The sequence below is a fragment of the Streptomyces sp. NPDC050636 genome (genome assembly GCF_040654775.1).
In the GTDB taxonomy this organism is placed as follows: domain Bacteria; phylum Actinomycetota; class Actinomycetes; order Streptomycetales; family Streptomycetaceae; genus Streptomyces.
Genome location: NZ_JBFAIP010000249.1, coordinates 1 through 1,837 on the forward strand (window position 1 = coordinate 1; position 1,837 = coordinate 1,837).

Below are 1,837 nucleotides of genomic sequence, written 5' to 3' on the forward strand. Positions count from 1 at the left end.
TTCCTTTCCCGCCCGGCCCCCCCCTCTTGGGGTCCTCTTCTGTCTCCCATACTCCCCCAATTTTATGCCGATATTTACTGTGCCCGCCCCCGCCAGTTAGTGGGGGGGGCCCCGCCTCTCATCTCACCGCCCCATGTACTCCAAGAGCTTCCATACTCGTATGGCTTCAGCCTCCACCAGGACCGGACTCTCTTCGAGGAACCTCTCCACCCAATCACTCTCGCACTCGCCTTTCCCTCGACTCCTCGACGCAGCTCCCGAATCCGCGCCCTTCACACGATGCAATGCCTGATCACACGCCATACTTCTTTCCAACCTGAAGATTTAGATGACCGCACAACAAACGCTCGCCCAGGGATCTCCATCACCCCTGGAAGCCGTCCGTCGATGCACAGAAGGGAAAGGTAGGAAATAATTCCGGCCGCACCAAACGGTGCACATACCTTCCCCACCGTCAATCCGTCCCGGGTGTTGCCGAGGGATCCCTTGACGCCCAGAGGGCGAACTCGGCGTCCTGCTTCGGCCCGCGTCAGGAAACTCAACCTGAATCCGCAGGACAAGGACCTGATCGAGCCAGCGGCCACCATGAACGAGGAGTACAAGGAGCCGCTTTACTCCGCTCCCCCGCTGCTCCCCCGCTGCTCCCCCGCTGCTCCCCCGCTGCTCCCCCGCTGCTCCAGCGGATGGTGGACGCGGGGCGGCTGGGGCGGAAGTCCGGGTCGGGCTTCTATTCCTACTAGGGAGCCTGGCTACGCCGCCAACTGGCGCTGTTCAGAGGTTAGTTCACCCAGTTCAGCGCCAACGGCGTCGCCAACGCTGGTCGGCTCTCGCCGCCAACGCTGGCCCGTAATCCGCGCGTCTTGGCCCGGCCAGCGCGGTCCCCACGGGGACACGCCTTGGTGAGCGTCGTCGACTCCTACGGAACCTACCCTGACCTGGGATCTTGCGTCTTTCAGTGCTGCCAGGGCCTTTCCCGCTTGCTCAGCGGAAAGTCCCTGAAAAATCCCTGGGAGCCCCCCGGTTCGGAGCGGTCCGACCAGCCCCGGCGCGCGGCTGGTCGCGGGCGTACATCTCGGCGAAGCGCTTGCGGTCGCTGGCGTACCACGCGTCGTCGACGCACATCGCGGTGTACTCCCCGGCGAACTGCTGTGGTGGGCCAAGGCGCGTTGTTCTCAGGCGGCGGCACGGCATCGGCGGGCCTGCTCGGCCACTTGGAGGAGGTGGTGTTGCAGGTGAGGGGCCTGGGCCGCTCGCGCGGCGGGTTCACCACCAAGGTCCACCTGAGCGCCGACGGCCGGTGCCGCCCGCTGTCCCTCGTGGTCACGCCCGGACAGCGGGCGGATTGCACCCAGTTCGAGCCGGTCATGGAGAAGATGCACGTCCCGCGGGTCGGTGCCGGGAGGCCCCGTACCCGCCCGGACAGCGTCAGCGCCGACAAGGCTTACAGCAACCGCCGCGCGCGGGCCTACCTGCGCAAACGAGGTATTCGGCACGTCATTCCGGAGAAGGCCGACCAGGCGGCCAACCGCGTCAAGCGTGGGTCGCGTGGCGGCCGGCCTCCCGGTTTCGACAGGGAGCGGTACAAGAAGCGCAACGTCGTCGAGCGGGCGATCAAACAAGCTCAAGGGCATCCGAACCGTGGCGACCCGCTATGACAAGGGAGGGCACGTGTTCCTGGGCACCGTGACCTTCGCGGCCGTCATCATCTGGCTCCGCTCATGATCGGAGAGACACGCCCTAGCTGTGCTGTCCCGGCACGTTGGTGACACGCGTGCTGGGTGCTTGAACGGGTGAGGGCCTTCTGGGTTCGGTGTGGATTGCGACACTCCACCGGTAC

Annotated in this window: 2 pseudogenes; both read left to right on the plus strand. The window is 65.7% G+C overall.

The features are described 5' to 3' along the window. Positions 1 to 659 precede the first annotated feature (659 nt). Positions 660 to 740 (plus strand): annotated as a pseudogene (locus tag AB0I10_RS41040) (3-hydroxyacyl-CoA dehydrogenase family protein); the annotation flags it as partial. Positions 741 to 1,241: 501 nt separating this feature from the next. Further along, positions 1,242 to 1,722 (plus strand): annotated as a pseudogene (locus tag AB0I10_RS41045) (IS5 family transposase); the annotation flags it as partial. Positions 1,723 to 1,837: the final 115 nt, after the last annotated feature.